Source organism: Nonomuraea sp. NPDC049750 (assembly GCF_040659625.1).
Lineage (GTDB): Bacteria > Actinomycetota > Actinomycetes > Streptosporangiales > Streptosporangiaceae > Nonomuraea.
In genome coordinates this window covers 82,854-107,088 of sequence record NZ_JBFANB010000007.1, presented here as the reverse complement: position 1 = coordinate 107,088, position 24,235 = coordinate 82,854, and the positions used below count along the sequence as shown (strand labels likewise).

Annotated in this window: 21 protein-coding genes and 1 pseudogene; 10 read left to right on the top strand and 12 right to left on the bottom strand. The window is 69.9% G+C overall.

What is annotated here, in order from left to right; genetic code table 11:
- Window positions 1-46 precede the first annotated feature (46 nt).
- The 3 genes from AB0J16_RS20805 (at window position 47) to AB0J16_RS20795 (ending at window position 1,708) form a co-directional block, all read left to right on the top strand.
- Window positions 47-835 carry a Bax inhibitor-1/YccA family protein gene (locus AB0J16_RS20805; protein ID WP_358541652.1) on the top strand — a complete coding sequence of 263 codons (789 nt, stop codon included), beginning with the start codon at window positions 47-49 and terminating at the stop codon, window positions 833-835.
- 167 nt (window positions 836-1,002) lie between these two features.
- On the top strand, window positions 1,003-1,236 hold the full coding sequence (locus AB0J16_RS20800; protein ID WP_357943976.1) for a DUF4287 domain-containing protein: 234 nt from the start codon (window positions 1,003-1,005) through the stop codon (window positions 1,234-1,236).
- 61 nt (window positions 1,237-1,297) lie between these two features.
- On the top strand, window positions 1,298-1,708 hold the full coding sequence (locus AB0J16_RS20795; RefSeq protein ID WP_358541649.1) for a PPOX class F420-dependent oxidoreductase: 411 nt from the start codon (window positions 1,298-1,300) through the stop codon (window positions 1,706-1,708).
- Window positions 1,709-1,812: 104 nt separating this feature from the next.
- On the opposite strand, the gene AB0J16_RS20790 is transcribed toward AB0J16_RS20795, so the two are convergent.
- The 3 genes from AB0J16_RS20790 to AB0J16_RS20780 form a co-directional block, all read right to left on the bottom strand.
- A complete protein-coding gene (locus tag AB0J16_RS20790) occupies window positions 1,813-3,030 on the bottom strand; it encodes an acetyl-CoA C-acetyltransferase (RefSeq protein ID WP_358541647.1) in 1,218 nt (405 codons plus the stop codon).
- A 69-nt stretch (window positions 3,031-3,099) separates the two neighbouring features.
- Window positions 3,100-4,443, bottom strand: coding sequence for a PQQ-binding-like beta-propeller repeat protein (locus AB0J16_RS20785; RefSeq protein ID WP_358541644.1), 1,344 nt, complete (start codon window positions 4,441-4,443; stop codon window positions 3,100-3,102).
- Window positions 4,444-4,501: 58 nt separating this feature from the next.
- Window positions 4,502-5,485, bottom strand: a complete 984-nt coding sequence (locus tag AB0J16_RS20780) for an SGNH/GDSL hydrolase family protein (protein ID WP_358541641.1) — start codon at window positions 5,483-5,485, stop codon at window positions 4,502-4,504.
- Window positions 5,486-5,614: 129 nt separating this feature from the next.
- Here AB0J16_RS20780 and AB0J16_RS20775 point away from each other — a divergent pair, with 129 nt between their 5' ends.
- Complete coding sequence (locus AB0J16_RS20775) at window positions 5,615-6,985, top strand: cystathionine beta-synthase (RefSeq protein WP_358541638.1); 1,371 nt, start codon at window positions 5,615-5,617, stop codon at window positions 6,983-6,985.
- 182 nt (window positions 6,986-7,167) lie between these two features.
- Here the strand turns inward: AB0J16_RS20775 and AB0J16_RS20770 are convergent, their stop codons facing one another.
- The gene (locus tag AB0J16_RS20770) at window positions 7,168-8,025 is read right to left on the bottom strand and encodes an NAD(P)-binding domain-containing protein (RefSeq protein ID WP_358541636.1); all 858 of its coding nucleotides are present in this window, start codon (window positions 8,023-8,025) and stop codon (window positions 7,168-7,170) included.
- Between the two features lie 63 nt (window positions 8,026-8,088).
- On the opposite strand from AB0J16_RS20770, the gene AB0J16_RS20765 reads away from it, so the two are divergent.
- Window positions 8,089-11,544, top strand: a complete 3,456-nt coding sequence (locus AB0J16_RS20765; protein WP_358541633.1) for a BTAD domain-containing putative transcriptional regulator — start codon at window positions 8,089-8,091, stop codon at window positions 11,542-11,544.
- Window positions 11,545-11,820: 276 nt separating this feature from the next.
- Here AB0J16_RS20765 and AB0J16_RS20760 read toward each other — a convergent pair.
- Window positions 11,821-12,087: pseudogene (locus AB0J16_RS20760) on the bottom strand (histidine kinase dimerization/phosphoacceptor domain-containing protein); the annotation flags it as partial.
- A gap of 588 nt (window positions 12,088-12,675) precedes the next feature.
- Between AB0J16_RS20760 and AB0J16_RS20755 the strand changes: the two are divergent.
- Both AB0J16_RS20755 and AB0J16_RS20750 read left to right on the top strand, forming a co-directional pair.
- A complete protein-coding gene (locus tag AB0J16_RS20755) occupies window positions 12,676-12,885 on the top strand; it encodes a hypothetical protein (protein WP_358541630.1) in 210 nt (69 codons plus the stop codon).
- Between the two features lie 119 nt (window positions 12,886-13,004).
- The gene (locus tag AB0J16_RS20750) at window positions 13,005-14,144 is read left to right on the top strand and encodes a cystathionine gamma-synthase (RefSeq protein ID WP_358541627.1); all 1,140 of its coding nucleotides are present in this window, start codon (window positions 13,005-13,007) and stop codon (window positions 14,142-14,144) included.
- 16 nt (window positions 14,145-14,160) lie between these two features.
- Here AB0J16_RS20750 and AB0J16_RS20745 read toward each other — a convergent pair whose 3' ends face one another.
- Both AB0J16_RS20745 and AB0J16_RS20740 read right to left on the bottom strand, forming a co-directional pair.
- Entirely contained in the window at window positions 14,161-14,595 is a 435-nt protein-coding gene (locus AB0J16_RS20745; RefSeq protein ID WP_357943996.1) for a hypothetical protein, read from the bottom strand.
- Between the two features lie 10 nt (window positions 14,596-14,605).
- Window positions 14,606-14,731 carry a hypothetical protein gene (locus AB0J16_RS20740; protein WP_263655728.1) on the bottom strand — a complete coding sequence of 42 codons (126 nt, stop codon included), beginning with the start codon at window positions 14,729-14,731 and terminating at the stop codon, window positions 14,606-14,608.
- A 140-nt stretch (window positions 14,732-14,871) separates the two neighbouring features.
- On the opposite strand from AB0J16_RS20740, the gene AB0J16_RS20735 reads away from it, so the two are divergent.
- Window positions 14,872-15,294 carry a DUF6292 family protein gene (locus tag AB0J16_RS20735; RefSeq protein WP_358541623.1) on the top strand — a complete coding sequence of 141 codons (423 nt, stop codon included), beginning with the start codon at window positions 14,872-14,874 and terminating at the stop codon, window positions 15,292-15,294.
- An 11-nt stretch (window positions 15,295-15,305) separates the two neighbouring features.
- On the opposite strand, the gene AB0J16_RS20730 is transcribed toward AB0J16_RS20735, so the two are convergent.
- From AB0J16_RS20730 to AB0J16_RS20720, 3 genes are all read right to left on the bottom strand, one after another.
- Window positions 15,306-17,261 (bottom strand): hypothetical protein, encoded by a 1,956-nt coding sequence (locus tag AB0J16_RS20730; protein WP_358542259.1) that lies wholly within the window; start codon window positions 17,259-17,261, stop codon window positions 15,306-15,308.
- Window positions 17,262-17,291: 30 nt separating this feature from the next.
- Entirely contained in the window at window positions 17,292-18,026 is a 735-nt protein-coding gene (locus tag AB0J16_RS20725; protein ID WP_358541621.1) for a hypothetical protein, read from the bottom strand.
- A gap of 62 nt (window positions 18,027-18,088) precedes the next feature.
- Window positions 18,089-19,480, bottom strand: coding sequence for a sigma 54-interacting transcriptional regulator (locus AB0J16_RS20720; protein ID WP_358541618.1), 1,392 nt, complete (start codon window positions 19,478-19,480; stop codon window positions 18,089-18,091).
- A 171-nt stretch (window positions 19,481-19,651) separates the two neighbouring features.
- Between AB0J16_RS20720 and AB0J16_RS20715 the strand changes: the two genes are divergently transcribed.
- Entirely contained in the window at window positions 19,652-20,836 is a 1,185-nt protein-coding gene (locus AB0J16_RS20715; protein WP_358542257.1) for an FIST N-terminal domain-containing protein, read from the top strand.
- Window positions 20,837-20,901: 65 nt separating this feature from the next.
- On the opposite strand, the gene AB0J16_RS20710 is transcribed toward AB0J16_RS20715, so the two are convergent.
- Window positions 20,902-22,281 carry a M1 family metallopeptidase gene (locus tag AB0J16_RS20710; protein ID WP_358541616.1) on the bottom strand — a complete coding sequence of 460 codons (1,380 nt, stop codon included), beginning with the start codon at window positions 22,279-22,281 and terminating at the stop codon, window positions 20,902-20,904.
- A gap of 202 nt (window positions 22,282-22,483) precedes the next feature.
- Complete coding sequence (gene hppD / locus AB0J16_RS20705) at window positions 22,484-23,593, bottom strand: 4-hydroxyphenylpyruvate dioxygenase (protein WP_358541614.1); 1,110 nt, start codon at window positions 23,591-23,593, stop codon at window positions 22,484-22,486.
- A gap of 103 nt (window positions 23,594-23,696) precedes the next feature.
- On the opposite strand from hppD, the gene AB0J16_RS20700 reads away from it, so the two are divergent.
- A complete protein-coding gene (locus AB0J16_RS20700) occupies window positions 23,697-24,176 on the top strand; it encodes an Lrp/AsnC family transcriptional regulator (RefSeq protein ID WP_357944009.1) in 480 nt (159 codons plus the stop codon).
- Window positions 24,177-24,235: the final 59 nt, after the last annotated feature.

Genomic DNA, 24,235 nt, shown 5'->3' with positions numbered 1-24,235 from the left:
CCTAGGTGACGCCGCGTCCAATAAGCTCGGCGCACAGGAGGCAGCGATGGAGAGCAAGAACCCCGTTTTCAACCGGTCCAGGCAGGCCGGCGGGTGGCAGGGCGCGACGCCCACCCCCGGACAACTGCAGAACATGTACGACTCCCCGTCGTACGCGCCCCCGGCACCGACCGCCCACCGGACGATGACGATCGACGACGTCGTGGTGCGCGGTTTCATGACCCTGGGCGCGCTCGTCGTGGCCGCGGCCGCCGCCTGGTACCTCAATGTCCCCGTGGGCGTCGCCATCGGCGCGGCCATCGTGGCGCTCGTCCTGGGGCTGATCGCCTCGTTCAGGATGAGCACCAACCCGGCGTTGATCCTCAGCTACGCCGCGTTCGAAGGGATCTTCCTCGGCGCGATCAGCAGCGCCTACGAATCCCTCTACAACGGGATCGTCCTCCAGGCGGTGCTCGGCACCGCGTTCGCTTTCGGCGGAGTCCTGACCGTCTACGCGCTGCGCGTCGTCAGGGTGACACCGAAGTTCATTCGGTTCGTGGTGGCCGCGGGCTTCGCGGCCATCGCTCTGGTGCTCGTCAACCTGATCGTCGGGCTCTTCGTCCCGGGCGGCCTCGGGCTGCGCACCGACTCCCCGATCGGGTGGATCTTCAGCGTCGCGATGATCCTGCTCGGCTGCTTCTTCCTGCTGCTCGACTTCAACGCGGTCGAGGAGGGCGTCCGGCAGGGCGCCCCGGAGAAGTTCGCCTGGCAGTGCGCCTTCGGGCTGACGCTGACCCTGGTGTGGATCTATCTCGAGGTGCTCCGGTTCATCAGCATCTTCACGCGTAGCGACTGACCGTTCGCCTCCCGGACCCCGCCTGGACCCCGTCGATCCGGCGGGGTCCTTCTCTTTGCGCGACCGAAAATCTACCCGCCGTTACAAAAACCTCGGAGGTTGGGGCTTGTCATTCGGGGGGACGTGTTGCAGTGTCGAGCAAAGGACCTTAATCCGTGGAGGTGCCCATGTCCTTGAACCACTCACCGGAGACGCAGACGAAGCTGATCGCAAGGGTCCCAACGATAACGGGACGCGAACTCCCCGAGTGGTTTCAAGCCATCGACAACGGCCCGTCCTTCCTGAGGTGTGACGAGCGGGCCAACTGGCTCGCCGACGAGCACGGGCTGTCCCATGGCTACGCCGCCGCCATCGTGCACGAACACGAGCGGTACCGCCATAACCGTATGGGCTTCCTGTAGAGCCCACACTCCGACCCGACCCGCGCCCGTGCCCTCGGTACGGGCGCGGAATCATGGGTGGATGGACCTAGACAAGGCACGCGACTTCCTGCGAGACAACCACCGCGCGGTGCTGCTCACCAAGCACGGCGACGGCCGCCCGCAGATGTCCCCGGTGTCGGTGGGCGTGGACGACGAGGGCTACCTCGTCATCAGCACCAGGGAGACGGCCGCCAAGACGCGCAACATCCGGCGCGACAACAAGGTGACGATCTGCGCCTTCACGGACGCCTTCTACGGAAACTGGATCCAGGTGGAGGGCGAGGCGGAGATCATCTCCCTCCCGGAGGCCATGGATCACCTGATCGCCTACTACCGGGGGATCTCGGGCGAGCATCCTGACTGGCCGGACTACGAGGCGGCGATGGTCCGCGACAAGCGGGTCCTGGTCCGTGTGACCCCGACCAAGGCGGGCCCGGACCGCCACGGCTGAGGCCGGTCCGGACTACCCCGGCTGACGCGAGTTCCTGGGTGGGCGCCAACCCGTATGGCGGTTGGCGCCCACTGACCCGGGCGCCGAACGCCCGGTCGTGAGACTTAGGAAAGGCGTTCGAGGACCATCGCCATGCCCTGCCCGCCGCCCACGCACATGGTCTCCAAGCCGATCGACTTGTCGTGGTGGCGGAGGCTGTTGATCAGCGTGGAGGTGATGCGCGCGCCCGTCATGCCGAACGGGTGCCCGACGGCGATCGCGCCGCCGTTGACGTTGAGGCGGTCGAGGTCGATGCCCAGATCCCGGTAGGACGGGATGACCTGCGCCGCGAACGCCTCGTTGATCTCCACCAGGTCGACGTCGTCGATCGCCATCCCCGCGCGGGCCAGCGCCTGCTTGGACGCCTCGACCGGGCCGAGACCCATGATCTCGGGGGACAGGCCCGTGACGCCGGTGGAGACGATGCGCGCCAGTGGCGTGATGCCCAGCTCGGCGGCCCGCGTGTCGCTCATCACGATGACGGCGGCGGCGCCGTCGTTCAGCGGGCAGCAGTTGCCGGCCGTGACCGTGCCGTCGGGGCGGAAGACCGGCTTCAACCCGGCTACCCCCTCGTAGGTGGTCCCGGCCCGCGGCCCGTCGTCCTTGCTGACCACGGTGCCGTCGGGGAGCGTCACCGGGGTGATGTCCTTCTGCCAGAAGCCGTCGGCCAGCGCCTTCTCGGCCAGGTTCTGGGAGCGGACGCCGAACTCGTCCTGGTCGCGCCGGGTGACGCCCTTGATCTGGGCGAGGTTCTCGGCGGTCTGGCCCATCGCGATGTAGACGTCGGGGATCGTGTTGTCCTCGCGTGGGTCGTGCCAGCTGTGCCCGCCCTCGGCGGAGGCCTTGCTGCGCCCGATGGCGTCGTTGAAGACCGGGTTCTGGGTCTCGGGCAGCGAGTCGGAGTTGCCCTTCACGAACCGCGACACCATCTCCACGCCCGCGGACACGAACACGTCGCCCTCGCCCGCCTTGATCGCGTGGAAGGCCATCCGGGTGGTCTGCAGCGACGACGAACAGTAGCGGGTGACCGTGGTGCCCGGCACGTTGTCGAGGCCGAGCAGCACTGACACCACGCGGGCCATGTTGAAGCCCTGCTCACCGCCGGGCAGGCCGCAGCCGAGCATGAGGTCGTCGATCGTCGTCGGGTCGAGCTGCGGCACCTTGGCGAGCGCGGCCTGGATCATCTGCACGGTGAGATCGTCAGGACGTATGTCCTTCATGGAACCCTTGAAGGCCCGCCCTATGGGCGAGCGAGCGGTAGCGACGATCACAGCTTCAGCCATCTTCATCCTCCTGTGTCGGCCTTTAGAACTATATTCCAGTCCTGGTGGCGGAGCACGGTGGGTGGGGCGTCAGCCGTACATGCCGGGTGCCGTGGCCGTGCCGTCGTTGACGGCGTGGACGGCGCCCTTCTCGTCACGCCAGAGGCGCCACCCGTCCTGGCTGCCGGTGAACCAGGGGGGCGGGGTCGTCGTGGAGGCGAGCCGCTTGCCGGTCGCGAGGTCGTACTCGCAGACGGCGGCTATCGAGTAGAAGCCGGGGGCCTGGCCGCGGAGCGGGAGCGGCTTGGGGTCCGTGACGCAGAAGGACCAGCCGCGCTGGTCCTCGACCGGGACCGGCCCGCCCGTCGTCAGGTCGAAGGCGGCGCCCTTGGCGTCGTGCTTGAGGAAGCCGAGCTTCTCCATGCGGTCGGGGAAGGCCAGCCACCAGCCGGAGCCGGGCACCTCGGAGGCGGGGATCTGGCCGATGACCCGGCCGCTCTCGGAGTCGAGCCGGGCGAAGCCGCCGTAGGTGCCCTGCTGGTCGACCGGGCGTACGACGGGGGCGTAGCCGGGGCTGCCGCTGGGGTAGACGCGGACGACCGAGGGACGCATCCAGTTGATCGTGCCGTCGCCGATCTTGATGGAGAACAGGCCGAAGGTGGAGGCCTTCTTCGTCCGCGGGTTGGTGTAGGGGGCGACGTAGCCGATCAGGTTGTCGCTGGTGGCGCCGAAGGCCCACCCGCCCGACATGTCGATGCCGGGGCCGAGCGCCTGCTCGATCGGCTGCTGCCACTGCAGCTTGCCGGTCTTGAGCTCGTACGACTCGATCATGGGGTTGGCGGCCAGGCGGAGCAGCAGCACCCGGTCGGGATCCGACCACTCGACCTCGGCGATGCCGGGCAGCTTCCACATCTGCTTGCCGCTGGCCGGGTCGAGCACCACCACGCGGGCGGTGGACAGCGCGGTGTGCTCCGACAGGCAGATGTAGCTCCCGCAGCGCTGGGGGCCGAACGTCGAATGCACCGGCCGCGTCCACTTCTTCGCGCCGGTGCGCGCGTCGCGGGCGACGACGGTGGCGTTCCAGCGGCCCTTCTTGACCGGGTCGACCGCCACGACGACGGCCTGGCCGGGGGCGGTCTCGACGATGGCGGGCGCGGAGACCCCCATGCCGGGCAGGCGGCCCGCCATGGTGGCCGGCTGGGCCCAGAGCTTGTTGCCGTGGGTGAGGTCGACGGCGACCGTCTCCAGCGAGCCGTCGGGCTTCATGGAGGTGGTGGTGACGACCCCGCCCGCGGCCGACATCCGGCTGACCGCGTCGATCTCGTCGTTGTGCCAGGTCGGGAAGTGGGCCGTGGCCGCGCCGCTGTCGGAACAGCCGGCCAGGGCCAGGATTCCGGCGAGAGTGAGGGCGGCGTTCGCGAGGGGCCGAAGCACGAGCAATCCACTCCAAAGGGACGAGGAGTGACGGCTTCGGTGCGGAGGGTTACCGGGATCAGGCGTCGTTGGGCGACTCTCCCAGCCGGCGGCGGAACAACGTCGCCCACTTGCCGTGGAGACCCGTCGCCCGCCCGGCGACCGTGGTCGCGGAGACCTCGGTGCCGGGCTCCTCCGCGGCCGTAGCCGCCGCGAGGTAAATCGGTTGCAGTCCTTCGCCGCGCGCGGGTCGAGGCTCTGGCCACAATCCCAACGCAGCGCATACAGAAGGTAGCACTGCGTAAGCTGCCTGTGCGTAACCTCGGGCAGATGGGTGGAAACGATCGGGTCCGAACATCTCGCCCGGATTTGTCGCGAAATCCGGCCCCAGGACGTCGGCGAACGAGACCGTACGCCCGCCCGCGTCGACCACCGCGACCGTCTGGGCCGCGGCCAGCTGGCGGCTCCAGCGCCGCGTCACCCAGCGCAGCGGCTGCGCGATGGGCCGTACGGTGCCGAGGTCGGGACAGGTGCCCACGACCACCTCGGCGCCCGCCTCGCGCAGCCGGCGCACGGCCTTGCTCAGGTGGCGTACGGCCACCGCGGGCGGGGTCTGGGTGGTGACGTCGTTCGCGCCGACGAAGATCACGGCCAGCTGGGGCTCCGCCGTGAGCGCCCGGTCGACCTGGTCGGCGAGCTCGGCCGACGGGGCTCCCGACTTGCCGACCACGTGAAGGCGTACGGGGCGCTCGGCGACTGAGGCCAGGCCGTGAGCGAGCAACACGCCCGGGGTCCCGGCCGGATCGGTCATCCCCAGGCCGACGGAGAGGGAATCACCCAGCAGGACCATGGAGACCGGGGTGCCGGGGAAGTCGCCGTAGACGCCGTCGGACGGCGGCCCCTCCATGCCGTGGGGGCGGCCGATCACCTTCCTGGCCAACAGGCTTTCGGCCATCAGCAGGCCGTACGCGGTGGCGCCGAGGGCCGTCAGCCCGCCGCCGCCGAGTGCCGCCGCCGTCGCGATCTTGCGCGCTGCCCGCGCCGTGCCCGCTGCCCAGACCACGTGCGTGCTCCCCTCAGCCGAACACGGCGGTAGCGTTTGCCTTGAAAACTAGCCGAGTGCCCGCCACCCCCACGGGAGCTCGGCCCTCGGCAAGCTGACCAAGCTTCGGCAAAGAAGGTGAACACCTCGGTGCGCGTTTACGATTCCCTGGTCGAGCTCATGGGCAACACCCCGCTCGTCAGGATGCACAAGGTCTCCGCCGGCCTACCCGCCCAGGTGCTCGCCAAAGTCGAGTACTTCAACCCGGGCGGCTCGGTCAAGGATCGCATCGCGGTCCGCATGATCGACGCGGCGGAGGCGTCGGGGGAGCTCCGGCCCGGTGGCGTGATCGTCGAGCCGACGTCCGGCAACACGGGCGTGGGCCTGGCCATCGTGGCCCAGCAGCGTGGCTACAAGTGCCTGTTCGTGGTGCCCGACAAGGTGGCCCAGGACAAGATCGCCGTGCTGCGCGCCTATGGCGCCGACGTCGTGGTCTGCCCGACCGCCGTGTCGCCCGACCACCCCGACTCTTACTACTCGGTGTCCGACCGGCTGGCCCGCGAGGTGCCCAACGCCTGGAAGCCCGACCAATACTCCAACGTCAACAACCCCGACTCCCACTACTACTCGACCGGTCCCGAGGTGTGGGAGCAGACCGAGGGCCGGGTCACCCACTTCGTGGCGGGCATCGGCACCGGGGGCACGATCAGCGGCACCGGCCGCTACCTCAAGGAGATCTCCGACGGCCGCGTGAAGATCATCGGGGCCGACCCCGAGGGTTCCGTCTACTCGGGCGGTTCGGGGCGTCCCTACCTGGTGGAGGGCGTCGGCGAGGACATCTGGCCGGCCACCTACGACACGAAGATCTGCGACGAGATCATCGCGGTGTCCGACAAGGACTCCTTCAACATGACCCGGCGGCTCGCCCGCGAAGAGGCCCTGCTGGTCGGCGGCTCGTGCGGGATGGCCGTGGTCGCGGCGCTGGAGGTGGCGGCCAAGGCGGGGCCCGAGGACGTGGTGGTCGTCCTCCTGCCCGACGGCGGGCGCGGCTACCTGTCCAAGATCTTCAACGACGACTGGATGGCCGACTACGGCTTCCTGACCACCTCTTCCGAGGAGGGGCTGGTCCGTGACGTACTGGCTCGTAAGGGGGTGGGCCTGCCGGAGTTCGTGCACGTGCACCCGCACGAGTCGGTCGGTACGGCCATCGCCATCATGCGCGAATACTCGGTGTCGCAGCTTCCGGTGATGAAGGAGGAGCCGCCGGTCATGGCGGCCGAGGTGGTCGGCTCCATCGTCGAGCGCGACCTGCTCGAAGCCCTCTACCGCGGCCGGCTCTCCTCCGAGGACACGATCGCCGAGCACATGTCGTCGCCGCTGCCGATGATCGGCAGCGGCGAGTCGGTGGCGCGCGCGGTGGAGGCGCTGGAGAAGGCGGACGCCGCGGTGGTGCTCGAAGAGGGCAAGCCGGCCGGGCTACTGACCCGCCAGGACCTGCTCGCCTTCCTCGCCAACCACTAGGGCCTCGCAGTCACTACGGCCTCGCAGTCACTACGGCCTCGCAGTCACTACGGCCTCCACCACTGGCGCGGTGGCCACGGACCGTCTCGATGCTCGTGACGGTCCGTCGTGGCTGGGGTCCCTTGGAGGGGATCCCCCTTCGGGGAAGAGGAAAGCACGGACCCCCGGCGAACGTCGGTGGGCTAGGGCTTTCTGATCGACTCGATCACGGTGCCGAGCCCCTCCGAGCCGCGTCCCTCGGCGTCGGCGCGCTCGAACAGCTCCTTGAGGGCGTTGGGCACCGTGGTCTCCAGCCCGGCGTCCTTCAGCGCGTGGACGGCGTGGCCGATGCCGACCGCCTGCATGTGCAGGGAGTTGAGCTCGCCCGGATACACCCGGGCCTCGGCCTCCTCGGCCAGGATCTTGGCGAACCCCATCGGCCCGTCGCCCCCGAGCTGCGTGAACGTCTCCCTGGCGAACGGCAGGAAGTCCCGGGGCGGCACCCCCGCCGTGCCGAGCAGCGCGAGCGCGTGCATGTAGCTGGTCAGGCTGGACCAGAAGATCAGCAGCTGCGCCTGGTAGTACATCATCGCCAGGCCCTGGTCCTCGCCCACATAGGTGATCGTGGCCAGCGCCTTGAGCGTCTCGGCGTGCCGGTCGACGGCCTCCTTCGGGCCGCTGTAGAAGGTGTACGCCATGGGCAGGCCGATGCCCGGCGGCGGCACCATGATCCCTCCGGTGACGAGCGTGCCGCCTCGCCCGGCCACCCACTCCGCCGCCGCGCGCAACTCCTCCGGGGTGCCCGAGCTGAGGTTGACCAGCACCTTCCCGTCCAGCCGCGCGTCGCCCAAACTGTCGTACATGGCCTGGTAGCTCACCTGGCTGATGACCAGCAGCTCGCCTTCGGCCGCCTCGTCCGCTCGCCGGGCGCCTCTGGCCACGAGCGGGTCCGTCTTGCTCCTCGTTCGGTTCCAGACGGTCACCTCGTGGCCCGCCGCGAGGAACGTCTCCGCCATCTTCGACCCCATCGGGCCCATTCCGATCACTGTCACTCGACTCATGAGCCCCACCATGGGACGTCCCCCTACGGAAATCCTTCCGCCTCGCTATGGGTTGTCTCTGACGTGGTGAGTTTCGGGGTGCTCGGGCCGCTGGCGGCCTGGACGGACGACGGCCGCCCGATCCAGGTGACGGAGCCCAGGATGCGGGCGTTGCTGGCCGACCTCCTGGCTCACGGGGGCGGGCCGGTCTCGATGGACCGGCTGATCAACGACCTGTGGGGGGAGCGGCCCTCTCGCAATCCCGTCGGCACCCTCCAGGCGCGCGTCTCCCAGCTCCGACGCGCCTTGGGTGACCCCGGCTCGATCGTCCACACTCCGGCCGGCTACCGCCTGGCGTTCGCCGACCCCTCTCGGGCCGGGGGTTGGCGGGAGGCGGGGCACCCCGGTGTCGCGCTGGACGCGGACCGGTTCCGCGAGCTCGTCGGCGAGCGTGCCGCGGATCCGCGTGAGCGGGCCGCCCAGCTTCACGAGGCGCTGAGTCTGTGGCGCGGTCCCGCGTACGCCGACCTCGCCGACGAGGAGTTCCTCCGTCCGGAGATCGCACGTCTGGAGGAGCTGCGCCTGGCCGCTCTCGAAGAGCAGGCGGAGGTACGGCTCGCCCTGGGCGAGGGCGTCGACCTGGCCGACCTGGTCTCCCGGCACCCGTTGCGCGAGCGCCTGCGCGCCCAGCACATGACGGCCCTGTACCGGGCCGGTCGGCAGAGCGAGGCCCTGGCCAGCTACGGGGAGCTGCGCGAGCGGCTGGCGGAGGAGCTGGGCCTGGACCCCACGCCCGAGCTGGCGGCACTCCAGGAGGCGATCCTTCGGCAGGATCCTTCGCTCGTCCGGCGGGACCCTCCGCCCGCTGCCCAGCCGCCCCGCTCCAACCTGCCGTCGCCGCTCACGGAGCTGATCGGCAGGGACGTGGAAGTCGCCCAGACTCGCGAGCTCCTGGATGCCGCCCGCCTGGTGACGCTCACCGGGCCTGGCGGCGTCGGCAAGACCCGCCTCGCCCTGGAAACCGCCCGTTCCCTCCTCGATGAAAGCACCGCCTTTCCTGGCGAAAGCACCGCCTTTCCTGACGACAGCGCCGCCTTCCCTGGCGCAAGTGCTGCCTTCCCCGACGAGAGCCCCGCCTTCCCCGACGGGGTGTGGCTGGTGGAGCTGGGTGGGATCACGGATGTGGCCGAGGCGGTCGCGGACGTGCTCGGCGTACGTGACGACGACGCCGCGCCACTGCCGCCGAGGCTGGCGACCGCCCTGGCCACCAAGCGCGCGTTGCTCGTGTTCGACAACTGCGAACACCTGGTGGAGGAAGCGGCGGAGCTGATCTCCGCACTGCTACGGGCCGCCCCAGGGCTGCGGATCCTGGCGACCAGCCGGGAACCGCTCCGGGTGACCGGCGAGCGCGTCCGTGTCGTACCGCCGCTGACCGAGCCCGACGCCGTACGCCTCTTCACCATCCGCGCCGGAATCAAGCTGAACGAGCCGAACGCCACCACCGCGGACGCGACCAGCGGGCCGGGTAAGTCGAACGAGCCGAACGCCACCCCCACAGATGCCACCAGCAGGGCGAGTGAGTCGAACGAGGTGGGTGAGGCGATCGCGACCATCTGTCGGCGGCTCGACGGCCTGCCGCTCGCGCTGGAGCTGGCCGCGACACGGGTGCGGGCGTTGGGCGCGCGGGAGGTGGCCGAGCGGCTCGACGACCGGTTCCGCCTGCTCAGCTCCGGCATGCGTGACGCTCCCTCACGTCAGCGCACGCTCCGGGCGGTGATCGACTGGAGCTGGGACCTGCTGTCCGACCACGAGCGGGTCGTGCTGCGGCGGCTGGCCGTACACGCGGACGGGTGCGCGCTGGAGGCGGCCGAGGTGGTCTGCGCCGAGCCCGGCGTGGACGTGGTGGACGTGCTGGCTCGTCTGGTCGACCGCTCGCTGGTGGTGGTGTCCGCCGGGCCCAGGTACCGGCTGCTGGAGTCCGTCGGGGTCTACTGCGCCGAGCGTCTGGCGGAGGCGGGTGAGCACCGGCGGATCGCCGCACGTCACGCCCGCTACTACACGGCGCTGGCCGAACGGGCGGACCTGCGCGGCCCGAGGCAGAGACAGTGGCTCGAACGCCTGGACGCCGAGACCGCCAACCTGCGGCTCGCCCTGTCGGGTCCGGAGCCGCTCCGCCTGGTCAACGCGCTGGCCTGGTACTGGTTCCTACGTGGCCGCATGGGTGAGGCCCGCCGCTCCCTGGCCACCGCCCTGTCCAACGCCGACCCGGCGTCCAGCGCCACCCCGGGGCCCGGAGTCACCTCGGCCGTGCCCGTCACTGATCTGACCGCCGGTCAGGCGGCTGTGGCGTCGGTGTGGCTGGCGGGGATGGCGTTGTCCGTCGGGGAGATGGCGCCGCCGGTGCGGGTGGCCGGGCTCGACGCCCGAGGGCGGGCACTGGCCGACTGGTTCCTGACCCACGTGCGCTGGGCGTACGGCGATCATGGTGCGCACGAGGCGGCGGCGAGCCGGGCACTGGCCGCGTACGAGGCGCTCGGCGACCGTTGGGGGATCGCCGCCGCGCTCAGTCTGCGCGCGAAGCTGGCCGTCGGCCGGGCGGACATGGCCGCGATGGAGCGGGACGGGCGGCGGAGTCTGGAGCTGTTCGTCGAGCTGGGTGACGCGTGGGGGCGGTTGGAGGCCATGGACGCGCTCGACCGGCTGGCCGAGATACGGGGTGACTACGCCGAGGCCGCCAGGTTGCGCGAGGAGCAGTTGCGGCTGGCGGAGGAGCTCGGCTTCGAGGTCGCGTTCAAACTGGCCGGGCTGGGCCGTGTGGCGCTCCTGGCGGGCCGGTACGAGCGGGCCGACCACTTCCACGAGCGGGCCAGACTGCTGGCCGTGGAGCAGTCCTACAAGGCCGCGGAGGAGCATGCCGTGCTCGGGCTGGCACTGAGCGCCAGGCGGCAGGGCGACTACGTACGGGCGGAAGGGCTCCTGACGCCGTGGCTCGGCTGGCTGCGCGAGGTGCGGGGGACGCCCGGCATCGCGTTCGTTCTGGCCGAGCTGGGGTTCGCCGCCGAGCAGCGCGGCGACGCCGCGACGGCGCTGGCCAGGCAGCGGCAGGGCTACGAGGCGGCCCAGGCCACCGGCGACCCGAGAGCGGTCGCGCTCGCCCTGGAAGGGCTGGCAGGCGCGCTGTCGCTCACGGCCGAGCGGACCAGGGCGGGACGACAGGACCGATGGAGTCGTTCCGGGCAGTACCGGGAGGCGGCCGGGATGCTCGGCGTGGCAGCCGCGCTCAGGGAGGCGGTGGGCGTGCCGCTGCCCGCCCCCGAGCGGGCCGACGTCGACCGGATCACCGCCAGGCTGCGCGCGGCGATGGGCGCGGAGTTCGACGCGGCGCACGCCTCAGGACGCGGGAAACTCCGCGACCACTTCCCAGGCCCCGTCGGAACCGGGCCCGGCGTAGAGGCGGCCGCCCAGTGCCTCCACCCGCTCGGCCATCCCGACCAGCCCGAACCCGCCGCCCAGGCGCGAGAGCCGGGGATCGGCGGCTGAGCCGAAGTTGCGGATGCGCAGCATCACGAGCTGGTCGAACCGGCGCAGCTCGGCCTCGACCCAACTGGCCCCCGGCGCGTGCTTGCGGATGTTGGTGAGCGCCTCCCGCAGCACCCGGTGGACCGTCGTCATGACCTCCGGCGCCAGGGTGTGGTCGTCGATGCCGGACCCGATCTCGAACGCGACTCGCGGCCCGTTCTCCGAGAACCGTTCCGTCAGCAGCCGCAGATCGGACAGTGACGTGCCGGGGGTCCTGGCGGCCTCGTCCTCGGCCCGCAGCACGGTGACCAGGCGGCGCATCGAGGTGAGCGCGTCCGTCCCGGCGCTGGCGATGGCGTCGAGGGCGGGCAGCACGGCGTCGGGCTTCAGGTCGGCGACCGTGCGGGCGGCCTGGGCCTGTACGACGATGCCGGTGATGTGGTGGGCGACCAGGTCGTGCAGCTCCCTGGCCAGCTCCAGGCGTTCCGCACGCCGTACGGAATGGACGGCCTCCTTGCGGCGCTCCTGCTGGAAGCGGAGGTAGCCGCCGACGGCGGCGATCATCGTCCACGCGGTGAAGAGGATGAACGAGAAGGCCAGCTTGTTCTGGGGATCGCGTGAGCTGCCCTCCGCCATGAGGACGACCAGCGCGGCGCCCCCGAGCACCGCGGCCCGCCGGACCGGCTCGACGTGGCGCAGCACGCCGATCGTCAGGATCATCAGCGCGCCGGTCTCCGCCGCGCCGGGCACGCCCACGAACCCGCAGACGGCGATCACCAGCGAGGAGACGAGCGAGAGGGCCAGCATGACGACGAACGTCTCGACCCGGAAACGGCGTCGCAGGATGGCGGCCGCGACACCCACGACCCCGCAGATCGGTACGAGCCACTGGACGCCGCCCCTGGTGGCGGCTATGGCGAGGTCCATGAGGAGCATCATGGCCAGCCAGCCGATCGCCGCGATGTCGCTCAGCCGGCGGATCCAATAGACGACGTGCTTGGCTTCCCCCACCCCTAGGAGCCTAAGCCGCAAGTCGGATGGCGGGCATCGACCGTTCGGCTGAGGAGGCTCGCCGAGGACCGGCCCTTCAGTGGAGGCGGCGGCGGGGGGCCGTCGACGATGCTGATGTATGTCCGGAAGGGGGACGGGAAAATGATTGTCCTTGGATTCGTGCTACTGGGTGCCGGTCTGGTCGTGGGTCTGCTGCTGGCGCTGGCCGACCCGGTGCTGCTCTCCCGCATCAACGGGGAGCACGCGGAGGGTGGCAGCGGCCGCCACATCCAGGTGCCCGCACGTGACGCCGATGTCATTCCGCTGGCATCGCGGGCAGGTGGCGACAGGAAGAAGCCTCAAGCGGCCTGAGACCCGGTTCGCGCGGGGCATGACGCGCGAGCCACGCGGGCGCGGTTGGGGACGGCGCCCGCCTCGGCCCGCGGTCCGTTGGGGAACGGGCCGCGGGCCGCTTCCGTTACCGTGGGCCTATGACGAACGGTTTCGAAACCCTGGCGATCCACGCAGGTCAGGAGCCTGACCCGCTTACCGGCGCGGTCGTGCCGCCGATCTACGCGACGTCCACCTACAAGCAGGACGGTGTGGGTGGCCTGCGTTCCGGATATGAGTACAGTCGCTCGGCCAACCCGACCAGGACCGCGCTCGAAGAGGCGCTGGCCGCGGTCGAGGGCGGTGCGCGCGGGCTGGCGTTCGCGTCGGGCCTGGCGGCCGAGGACACCCTGCTGCGCGCTCTCTGCAAGCCCCAGGACCACGTCGTCATCCCCAACGACGCCTACGGGGGTACGTACCGGCTGTTCGCGAAGGTCGGTGAGCGCTGGGGCCTGCACTACGATCCGGTGCCGCTCGGCGATCTCGACGCCGTGGCCGCGGCGATGACCCAGAAGACACGGATCATCTGGGTGGAGACGCCGACGAACCCGCTGCTCGGCATCGCCGACCTCGCCGCGCTCGCCCAGCTGGCCCACGACAACGGGGCGCTGCTGGTCGTCGACAACACCTTCGCCTCGCCCTACCTGCAGCAGCCGCTCGCCTTGGGCGCGGACGTGGTCGTGCACTCCACCACCAAGTACGTCGGCGGCCACTCCGACGTGGTCGGCGGCGCGCTGATCGCGGCCGACGAGTCGGTCGGCGCGGAGCTGGCCTTCCACCAGAACGCGATGGGCGCGGTGGCCGGACCGTTCGACGCCTGGCTGACGCTGCGCGGGCTCAAGACCCTGGGTGTACGGATGGACCGCCACTGCGACAACGCCGAGCGGATCGTCGATCTGCTGCTCGCGCACCCGCGCGTGACGCAGGTGCTCTACCCGGGCATGGGTGACCACCCCGGGCACGAGGTGGCCGCCAAGCAGATGAAGCGGTTCGGCGGCATGGTGTCGTTCCGCGTCGCGGGTGGCGAGGCCGAGGCGGTCGAGGTCTGCAACCGGGCGAAGCTGTTCACGCTGGGCGAGTCGCTGGGCGGCGTCGAGTCGCTCATCGAGCACCCGGGCAGGATGACGCACGCCTCGGCGGCCGGCTCGCCGCTGGAGGTGCCCGCCGACCTGGTGCGGCTGTCGGTCGGCATCGAGACGGTCGACGACCTGCTCGCCGACCTCACGCAGGCGCTCGGCTAGGAGCCCGGTCGTTCGGTCAGGAACCCGGTACGACCATCAGGAACAGGATCACCAGCCAGATCAGGGACAGCAGCCCGCTGATGGCGGCGATCCTGCCGTTCTGCACCTTCGCGTCGTCGTCCGGGGTCTCGGTTTCGAGGACCTTGACGGCGGCGCGCAGGTCGCGGTCGATGATGACGAGCAGCACGACGGCCACGATGAACAGCGTCATCGAGGCCGTCATGTACCACTTGCCGAGCACGCCGCCGCCGATCGACATGCCGACGGCCAGCCCGAAGATCAGCACGCCCAGCGAACCGATGCTGTAGATCCGGGTGGTCCGCTGGATGTTCTGCAGGACGGGCACGTTCTTGCCGCGGATGGCCCGCGGAGCGGCCATGGTGGCCGCCGTGAGCGGGCCGATCGTGAAGATCGCGAAGCCGATGTGCAGCCAGAGAAGCAGGGGCGACATGCGTAGGAGACTAGTCCCCGACGATCTCGCCCGTGGACTCGACACTCTGTTTACCCTCTGAGGAGCAGCGCATGATCAGCTCGGTGGCCGCGATCGCGACCACCATGAGCACGATCAGAAGAATCATGGCAATCATGGAGCCCCCCTCCTTCCCCGTGTCGGACGTAAATATCGTCCGTAATGACTAGACGCTCTGGCAACGGAATAAGTTCAGCGCCGGTATGGTTGACCACCGTCGCTTTTTCCTTACCGTTTGGGCACAAGGGGGTGCCGTCCGTGGCCATCAGGCATGTCGAGCCGTATACCGACGAGTGGCTGCAGCAGCCGACCGGCTACGTGCAGCGGGTCGTCGACCTGCTCGGAGCCGAGGTCGCCGACTGGTGGGAGGGCCCCTGTGAGCCGCGTGGCGCGACCGTCCGTCTGGCGGACGGCAGCGCGCTGGTGTGGGACGAGGAGAGCGGGTGGCGGCTCGGCGGCTTCGTCTCCGGCGGCCGCGGTGAGCACACCCAGCTCGACGGTGTCCGTTACCTGGGGGGTGGCCTGCTGCCCCGGCCCGAGCGCGTGCCGTCGGCGCTGAGCGACGCCCGCACGGGCGTGGGCGCCAGCTCCGCCTGGCGCCCCTGCTACCGCTCGCACCGCAACTGCCGCGACGGCTTCGACGTCGCCCTCGACTTCTACGCGCCCCTCGTCGACGCCTGAGCGCCCAGCGTTCAGCGAGACCTGCGCACCCGTAGGAAGTCGCTCACCACGTATTCACCCAGCCGATCCGCGCTGGGGGAGAACACGCGACCGCCGTTGCGCCGCGCCACCTCGTCCACGAACTCCTTGAGGCGGTCGTCGCCGGCCAGCATGAAGATGTTGAGCGTCGCCCGCCGCCGCGTCATCTTGTCCACCTCGGCCAGCGTGAGCTCCAGCGTCTCGGGCGACGGCGGCCACTCGAAGGCCGAGTGCCCGTTGCGCATCAGGTGAGCCGTCGGCTCGCCGTCGGTGACCACGAGCACGACCGGCTCGAAGTCGGGGTGGCGATCCAGGTGCCGGCCGGCGATGAGCAGGGCGTGGTGCAGGTTCGTCCCCTGGACCATGTCCCAGTCGAGCCCGGCCAGCTCGTCCGGCTGCAGCACCCGCGCGTAGTTGGAGAACCCGATGATCTGCACCGCGTCCTGCGGGAACTTGGAGGCGACCAGCGCCTGAAGGGCGAGCGCGGTCTGCTTGGCCGCCGCCCAGGTCCCGCGCAGGGCCATCGAGTAGGACAGGTCGACCAGCAGGCAGACGGCCGCCGCGCTGCGCCGCTCGGTCTCGGCCACCTCGAAGTCGTCGACCGACAGGCGTACGGCGCCTGATTCGGACTGGACGCCGCCGTTGCGGACGCCGTTGACCAGCGTGCGGACCACGTCGATCGGCTGCTCGTCGCCGAAGCGCCAGGGCCGTGACGAGCCGGTCAGCTCCCCGGCCGAGCCCGCGTCGCGCTGGTCGTGGTCGCCGCGCCGGCCCGCGTCGAGCGAGGCGAACACCCGGCGCAGCGCCGTCTCGCCGAGCCTCCTGACGGCCTTGGGGGTGAGCTCCAGCTTGCCCCGGCGGCGCAGGAGGTAGCCCTGCTCCTCCAGCTCGCGTTCGATCCGCTTGAGTGCCTCCAGGTCGTCGACCGCGGAGCGGCCGAGTGCGCGGCGGACCGCGGACTCGTCGACGTCGTCGAGCCTGGCGCCCGGATAGTCCTGGCGGAGCGAGGTCTCCAGCTGTGAGAGGTCGGCCAGCTCCTCCAGGGCGGTGACGGCGTCGCCCATGCCCAGCGGCTCCTCACCGGTCAGCCGTTCGGGGGTGTCCCAGGCCAGGTCGGGCCGGCGGGCCTGGAGGGACTCGCCGAGCCGGCGCATCTCGTCGGACAGCCCCGCCTGGTCGAGCGTCTGGCTCATCAGGTTGGCCAGCTCCTCGCGCTGGGCCGGGGTCATCGAGGCGAGCATGCGCTGGGTCGCGGCGGCCCGCCGGGCCAGGACGTCGACCAGCTCGTCAAGGTCGCGCGGCTTCTCCGGGAAGAGATCGCCGTATTCCTTCATGAACGCATCGAAGTCCTGCTGGGTGTGCTGACCTCTGGCGTCCTTGTCGAGCATGTCGTTGAGGTCCGACATCATCTGCCGGACGCGCTCCATCGCCGCCGGGTCCGGCTGGGCCAGCGCGTCGCGCAGCCCTCTGAACTGGCTGTCGAGCACTTCGCGGCGCAGCAGGTCGCGCAGCTCCTCGAAGGTCTGCCGGGCGGCGGCGGAGCGCCACTCGTAGGGGGTCAGCTGCTGGATCGCGCTGGCCGTGTCGTCGGGCAGCGAGTCGAGCTCGCTCTCGCGCAGCCGCGCGTCGTCGGACGGGTCGGGGAACAGCTCGGCCCGTTCCTGGCCGATGGCCTTGTCGAGGAGCGCCCGGGCCCGCTCCAGCGTGCCGTCGAGTCGGCCGCTCTCGCGCAGGTCCCTGCGGCGCCGTCGTACCTCTCTGAGCATGTCGTCGAGACCCCGGCGGTCCTGGGCCCCGGGCAGCCCGCGCTTGAGCAGGTCGCGCAGGGCGTGCACGGGGGTGGAGCCGGACAGGATGGCGTCGCCCATCTCGTCGAGCGCGGCGCGCACGTCGTACGGCGGGGCGAGGGGGTCGGGGCCATCGTTGTACTCGCCATAGCGGTAGGCCATCACGAACACACGCTAACCCGAGAACGGGGGCTACGCGTCCCCGAAGACCTCACGCACACCGGAGAGTTCGTTGACATCCGGCACGTAATCGACCTGTACGAGCACCGGATGCTTGACCGACTTGAGGGCTTTGGTGAAGTAGCGGCTCTGGCACGCCTTCTTGCCGAGGCCGTGCTTGTCGGCGTTGACCGGCTTGCCGGCCAGCCAGCCGTCGCCGCAGCGCTTGGTGGTCCTGGCGAACGACATCAGGTTCGTGTAGCCGAGCTTGAGCGTCCTGCCCGCCCCGGTGAACAGGACCGTCGTGTCGTCCACCCGCTTGACCGTGCCGCGGACGGTGCGCGGCGAGGGCCACTTGGCGAGCACTTCATTGATCTTGACGGCCTCGGTACCGCGATACTCGACGCGGACCGGCGCGGGCCCGGACGCCAGCTTGTCGGTCAAGGCGTCGGCCTTGCAGACGGTGGTGCCCAGACCCTTGCGGTCGATCGCCACACGCCCCTCGGTCTCCTTGAGGTCGCAGGCGACGGTCACCCGCCGGAACGCCGCCTTGGCGTAGTCGAGCCGCACCTCCTTGGCGCCGGAGACGGCCTTGAAGGTGTGGAGCGGCTTGCGGTACGTGGCGGTCATGGGCGTGATGCGGATTTCGGTCGCGCCGGCCGCCCAGGCGTACCCGTACACGATCGTGGTGTCCGCGGCATTGGCGGGTACGGCGAAAGCGCACAAGGCGGTGGCGCTCAGGGCGGTGGCACAGACAAGCAGACGCATGGGCGGTCTCCCCCGACAGCGTGATCAATTATCACGTTCGACGTGTGAGACCGCCCGAATGTTCACGTCCGGTAGACGGAGACCCCGTCCACGTCGTCCTTGGACAGGCGGCGCATGAGATACAGGCCCTCCAGGGCGAACTCCAGCGCGGCCGCCGCGTGCCCCGGAGACTCCTCGCCCTCACCCATGCCCAGCCGCGACATGACCTTCGCCAGGCCGCTGACCGGGCCGATGCGGCGCAGCAGCTCGGCGGCCGGGATCAGCTCTCCGGACTCCACCTGGTTGCCCTCGGCGAACTTGTCCGTCAGCGGCGACAGGTCCATGCCGCCCAACCGGCTCCTGAACGTCTCGGCCGTGGCCCGGCGGAGCAGGTGGGCGAGGATCTCGGTCTCCCTGCCCTCTTCGCTGACCTCGAACTCCACCTTGCCGCGCAGGCTGTGGACGACGCTGGCCAGGTCGCAGACGCGGGCGACGGCCTGCTCCTCGCCGGCGATCGCCCCCCTGCGTACGGCGGAAGCCATGGCGGTCTCGGCGGCCGCGATCGAGAACCGCGCCGACACGCCGGAACGGGCGTCGACCGCGGTGGACTCGCGGACCAGGCGGGTGAACCGGGCGATCACCTCCACCAGGTGCTCGGGGAGGTCCGCGCCGATGTCCGGCATGGACTCCTGGCGGATGAGCACCAGCTCGTCCTCGACCGTCAGCGGATAATGGGTACGGATCTCGGCGCCGAAGCGGTCCTTCAGCGGGGTGATGATCCGGCCCCTGTTGGTGTAGTCCTCGGGGTTGGCGCTGGCGATGAGCAGGATGTCGAGCGGCAGGCGCAGGTTGTAGCCGCGCACCTGGATGTCGCGCTCCTCCAGCACGTTCAGCAGCGACACCTGGATGCGCTCGGCCAGGTCGGGCAGCTCGTTGACGGAGAACACGCCCCGGTTGGTGCGCGGCACCAGCCCGTAGTGGACGGTCTCCGGGTCGCCGAGCGTCCGGCCTTCGGCGATCTTGATCGGGTCCACGTCGCCGATCAGGTCGCCGACGGAGGTGTCGGGGGTCGCGAGCTTCTCGCCATAGCGCTCGTCGCGATGCTTCCACGCCACGGGCAGCTCGTCGCCCAGCTCCCGCGCCAGCGCGATGCAGCGCGTACAGGCCGGCGCGTACGGATGGTCGTTGATCTCGCAGCCGTCGACCACCGGGGTCCACTCGTCGAGCAGCCCGGTGACGGTGCGGATGAGTCGGGTCTTGCCCTGGCCCCGCTCACCGAGCAGGACGAGGTCGTGCCCGGCGAGTAGCGCCCGCTCCAAGTGGGGCAGGACGGAGTCGTCGAAGCCCACGATGCCTGGAAAACGGGGCTCACCTGCCCGCAGCTTGGCCAGCAGGTTTTCGCGGACCTCTGCTTTCACGGTGCGATGAACGTGACCGCTCTCTCGCAGCTCGCGGATGTTTAGAGGCTGATGCACGGGAACGAGACTACGTCCCCTGGGACCACTGCGGCAGACACTTTCGCATCTGGCGGAGATTTCGGATCTTGACTATTGCGTGACGGTTCATGCGCGTGCTTGTTCCTTTAATGGGGAGAATCGGTTCCTAGGGAACTTCGAGCCGCTGAGGAGGCGAGATCCGTGGCTGTGATGACGAGCCGCTTCGCCGACGGCCTCGCCGTGGGTCCCGACCTGGTGGAGGCCGCAGAACGTGCTGTCGGTCAGGCCGTGTCGAGACTCAGCGGCGAGGCGGACCTGGTGTGCTTCTTCATCTGCGGCGACGATCCGGACGAGGTCGCCAGGGCGGGGGAGAGCGCGATGAGGCTGGCCCCCGAGGCCCACGTGATCGGCTGCAGCGCCACCGGCGTGATCGGTGACGGGCAGGGGGTCGAGCTGACGTCCGCCGTGAGCGCGTGGGCGGCCACGCTGGACGGGGCCGAGCTGACCACGTTCGCGCTGGAGACGCTGACCGCCGAGGACCGGTTCGTGGTGGTGGGGCTGCCGGAGCGGACGGCGGAGGATCACGTGGCGATCCTGCTGGCCGATCCGTACACCTTCCCCACGGACGCGTTCGTGGAACGTTCTGTGGACGTGCTGGGTAATCTGCCGCTGATCGGCGGGCTGGCCAACGGGATGCGGGGCCGGGGGTCGGTCCGGCTCTTCGCCGACGGCGAGGTCTACACCGAGGGCGCCATCGGCGTGCTGCTCAGCGGCTCCGTACGCGTCAGCACAGTGGTCAGCCAAGGCTGCCGGCCGATCGGCCCGACCATGGTCGTCACCCGCTCCGAGGAGAACCTGCTGCTGGAGCTGGCCGGCCAACCGGCCCTGGCCCGGCTGGAGGACATCGTCAGCGAGCTGGACGAGGACGACCGCGAACTGGTCGCCGCCGGCCTGCAGATCGGCGTGGCCATGGACGAGTACGCCGAACGGCACGAACGCGGCGACTTCCTCATCAGAGGCGTGATCGGCATCGACCCGGAACGCGAGGCCGTGGCCATCGGCGACGTCGTGGACGTCGGCAGGACCGTACGCTTCCACGTGCGCGACGCGGCCACGGCGGACGAGGACCTCTACGACCTGCTCGACGCGCACCGGGAGGAGCTCGGCCGGATCGACGGCGCGCTGCTGTTCTCCTGCAACGGCCGGGGGTCGGCGATGTTCGGCACCGCCGACCACGATCCGGTGGCGCTGCGCGACACACTCGGGCCGATCGGGATCGCGGGCTTCTTCGCCGCCGGCGAGGTCGGGCCGGTGGGCGGCCAGAACCACGTGCACGGCTTCACGGCGTCCGTCCTGGTCTTCTCGGCCCCCACGGGCACGCCCGGCGCTCCGTGAGCCTCGCGCTCAGCCCGTGAGCCTCGCGCTCAGCCCGTGAGGCTCGCGGTCAGCCGGTCAGGCGGTCAGGCGGCGGGCTTGGTCGGCTGGAAGAGCCAGGCGTCGAACAGCGGCTTGAGATCCTTGCCCGAGAGCTTCTCCGCCAGCGCGATGAACTCGTCCGTCGTGACGTTGCCGTATTTGTGGTCGGCCGTCCACGTCTTCAGCAGCGTGAAGAAGGTCTCGTCGCCGATGGCCTTGCGCAGGGCGTGGAGGGTCAGCCCGCCCCGGGTGTAGACCGAGTCGTTGAACAGGTCTTTGGGCTGGGCCCGGCCCGGGGGATATTTCCACATCGGCTCGCTCGCGGCGCGGTTGTAGAAGGTCTGGAAGAGCCGGTCGGCGGTGTTGGTGCCCTTGTGCTCGGCCCAGAGCCACTCGGCATAGGTGGCGAAGCCCTCGTTGAGCCACAGGTCGCGCCAGCGCTTGATGCTCACGCTGTCGCCGAACCACTGGTGGGCCAGCTCGTGCGCGATGATGCTCTGGTCGGGCTCGAAGCCGCCGTAGAGCGGCTTGGTCTGGTTTTCCAGGGCGTAGCCGGCCGAGAAGTCGTCGACTATGCCGCCCGTGGAGGAGAAGGGGTAGGGCCCGAAGACCTTGCTCCAGTAGTCGGTGACCTCGCCCGAGATGTTGTAGAGGTCGTCGAGCGAGGCGCGGTGCTTGGGATCGACCGCCGCGAGGTTGGGGATGCCGCCCGGCGTGCGGCCCTTGCGCAGCTCGAACTTGCCGATCGTGGCCGTCGCGAGATAGCTCACCATCGGATGCCGCTCGCGCCACCGGAAGGTGGTCTTGCCGTCGGCGGTCGTGGGCTCGCCGACCTGCTCGCCGTTGGCCAGCGCGGTCACGCCGTCGGGCACGGTGATCGCGAAGTCGTAGGCCGCCTTGTCGGCGGGGTGGTCGTTGACCGGATACCAGGTCTTGGCGCCGTCGGGCTCACAGGCCACGAACGCGCCGTCGGGCGTCGGGACGAAGCCGAACGTGCCCAGGTTGGTGGAGTCCTTGATCGGTTTGGGCACACCGGAGTAGCTCACCTTGATGGTGAAGTCGGCCTTGTTGCCCAGCGGCGTGGCGGGCAGCACACCGAGCTCGGTGCCGTTGCGCGAGAAGATGGCCTTCTCCCCGTTGACCGTGACCTCGCTCACGTCGAGGCCGGACAGGTCGAGGTCGAACCGCGAGAGCGCCTGCGTGGTCGTGGCCTTGATCGTCGCCACGCCGTCGAGGCGCTTGCTGCTCGGCGTGTAGCCGAGCTCGAGGCCGTAGTGGGAGACGTCGTAGCCGCCGTTGCCGTCAAGGGGGAAGTCGGGGTCGCCGATGCCGGGCGCGCCCGTGTCTCCGCTCACCGGCCGGGCCGCTGTGGGCGCCATGGCGCCGTTGGACGGCGCGCAGGCGAGGATGCTCAGAAGCGCCACGAGCGAAGCGGCCCTGCGCTGGTCAAACCCCATAGGCTGCGCTCTTCCCTTCGCTAAGTGACAGGAATTCTACGCGGAGTCAGGCATCGACCACGACCGTCTTCGCGGCTTTGGCATGCGCAGCCTGCTGGCGCGGGTCGACCAGAATCCAGCCTAAGTCGGGCAGACTCCCCCTGCGCCGTCAGGGCAACGGCGGCGCGAACTAAAGGTTGCCTCTTCGCTCCTGCTCCCGCTCGATGGCCTCGAACAACGCCTTGAAGTTGCCCTTGCCGAACCCGAGCGAGCCGTGCCGCTCGATGAGCTCGAAGAAGACCGTGGGCCGATCCTGCACGGGTTTGGTAAAGATCTGCAGCAGGTAGCCGTCCTCGTCGCGGTCGACCAGGATCTTGCGCTTCTTCAGCTCCTCGATCGGCACCCTGACCCGCCCGATGCGCGAGCGCAACTCGGGGTCGTCGTAGTAGGAGTCGGGGGTGTCCAGGAAGCTCACCCCGGCCGCGCGCATGTGGTCGACCGTGGTCAGGATGTCGTTGGTGGCCAGCGCGACGTGCTGTACGCCCGGCCCGCGGTAGAACTCCAGATATTCGTCGATCTGCGATTTCTTGCGGCTCACGGCCGGCTCGTTCAGCGGGAACTTGACCTTGCGGCTCCCGTCGGCCACGACCTTGGACATCAACGCCGAGTACTCGGTGGCGATGTCGTCACCGACGAACTCCGCCATGTTGGTGAAGCCCATCACATGCTTGTAGAACTCCACCCACTCGTCCATCCGGCCCAGCTCGACGTTGCCCACACAGTGGTCGATGGCCTGGAACAGCCGTCCGGACCTGGTCGTGGGCGGGGCGACGAGCGGCTCGGCGGCCACGTACCCGGGCAGGTAGGCGCCGCTGTAGTTGGTCCTGTCGACGAGCGTGTGCCGCGTCTCGCCGTAGGTGGCGATCGCCGCGAGCACCACCTTGCCCCGCTCGTCCTCCAGCGTGTACGGCTCCGCCAGCCCGCGGGCCCCCTGCTCGACGGCGTGCCGATAGGCGGCCTCCACGTCCGGCACCTCGATGGCCAGGTCGATCACCCCGTCACCGTGCTCGGCGACGTGCCTGGCCAGGTCGGTCCCCGGCCGGATCGAGGCCCTGAACTCGAACCTGGCGCTTCCCGAGGTCAGGACATAGGCCGCCTCGTCGCGGCTGCCGTTCTCCGGCCCGTGATAGGCCACCAGCCGCATGCCGAACGCGGTCGAATAGTAGTGAGCCGCCTGCCTGGCGTTGCCCACGGCGAACACCACGGCGTGCATCCCGTTAACCGGAAAGACATCAGTCATAGCATCAATACTTGGATTCTCTGGACGAGTTGCGCAACAGCTACTTTTTTGACTAGACAATATGTACGGCCTACCCTCGCGTAAGGCAGGAGATCTGTACACCATGACGATCGACCAACTGGACGCCCGGCTGATCGCCCTCCTGGCCGCCGAGCCGCGCCTGGGCGTGCTGGAGTGCTCGCGCAGGCTGGGCGTGGCCCGCGGCACCGTGCAGGCCCGGCTCGACCGGCTGATCGCCAGGGGAGTGATCACCGGGTTCGGGCCCGACATCTCGCCGGTGGCGCTCGGCTACGACGTGACCGCGTTCGTGACCATGGAGATCAGGCAGGTCGCCGGGCACGACCCGGTGGCGCACCGGCTGGCCCACATCCCCGAGGTGCTGGAGGTCCACACGATCACCGGCGGCAGCGACCTGCTCTGCCGGGTGGTGGCGCGGACGAACGCCGATCTGCAGCGGGTGATCGACCAGATCGTCGAAGTTCAGGGTGTTCTCAGGACTTCTTCGATCATCGCCCTCGACACACCTGTTCCCTACCGCGTTTTGCCATTGGTGGCGAATGTTCCCCAGCGCGAAACGCGCTAGCCGTACTATCGCGGGAGGGGACGAGGCACCGTTATCGATCGCTTAACCTTGACATTCGC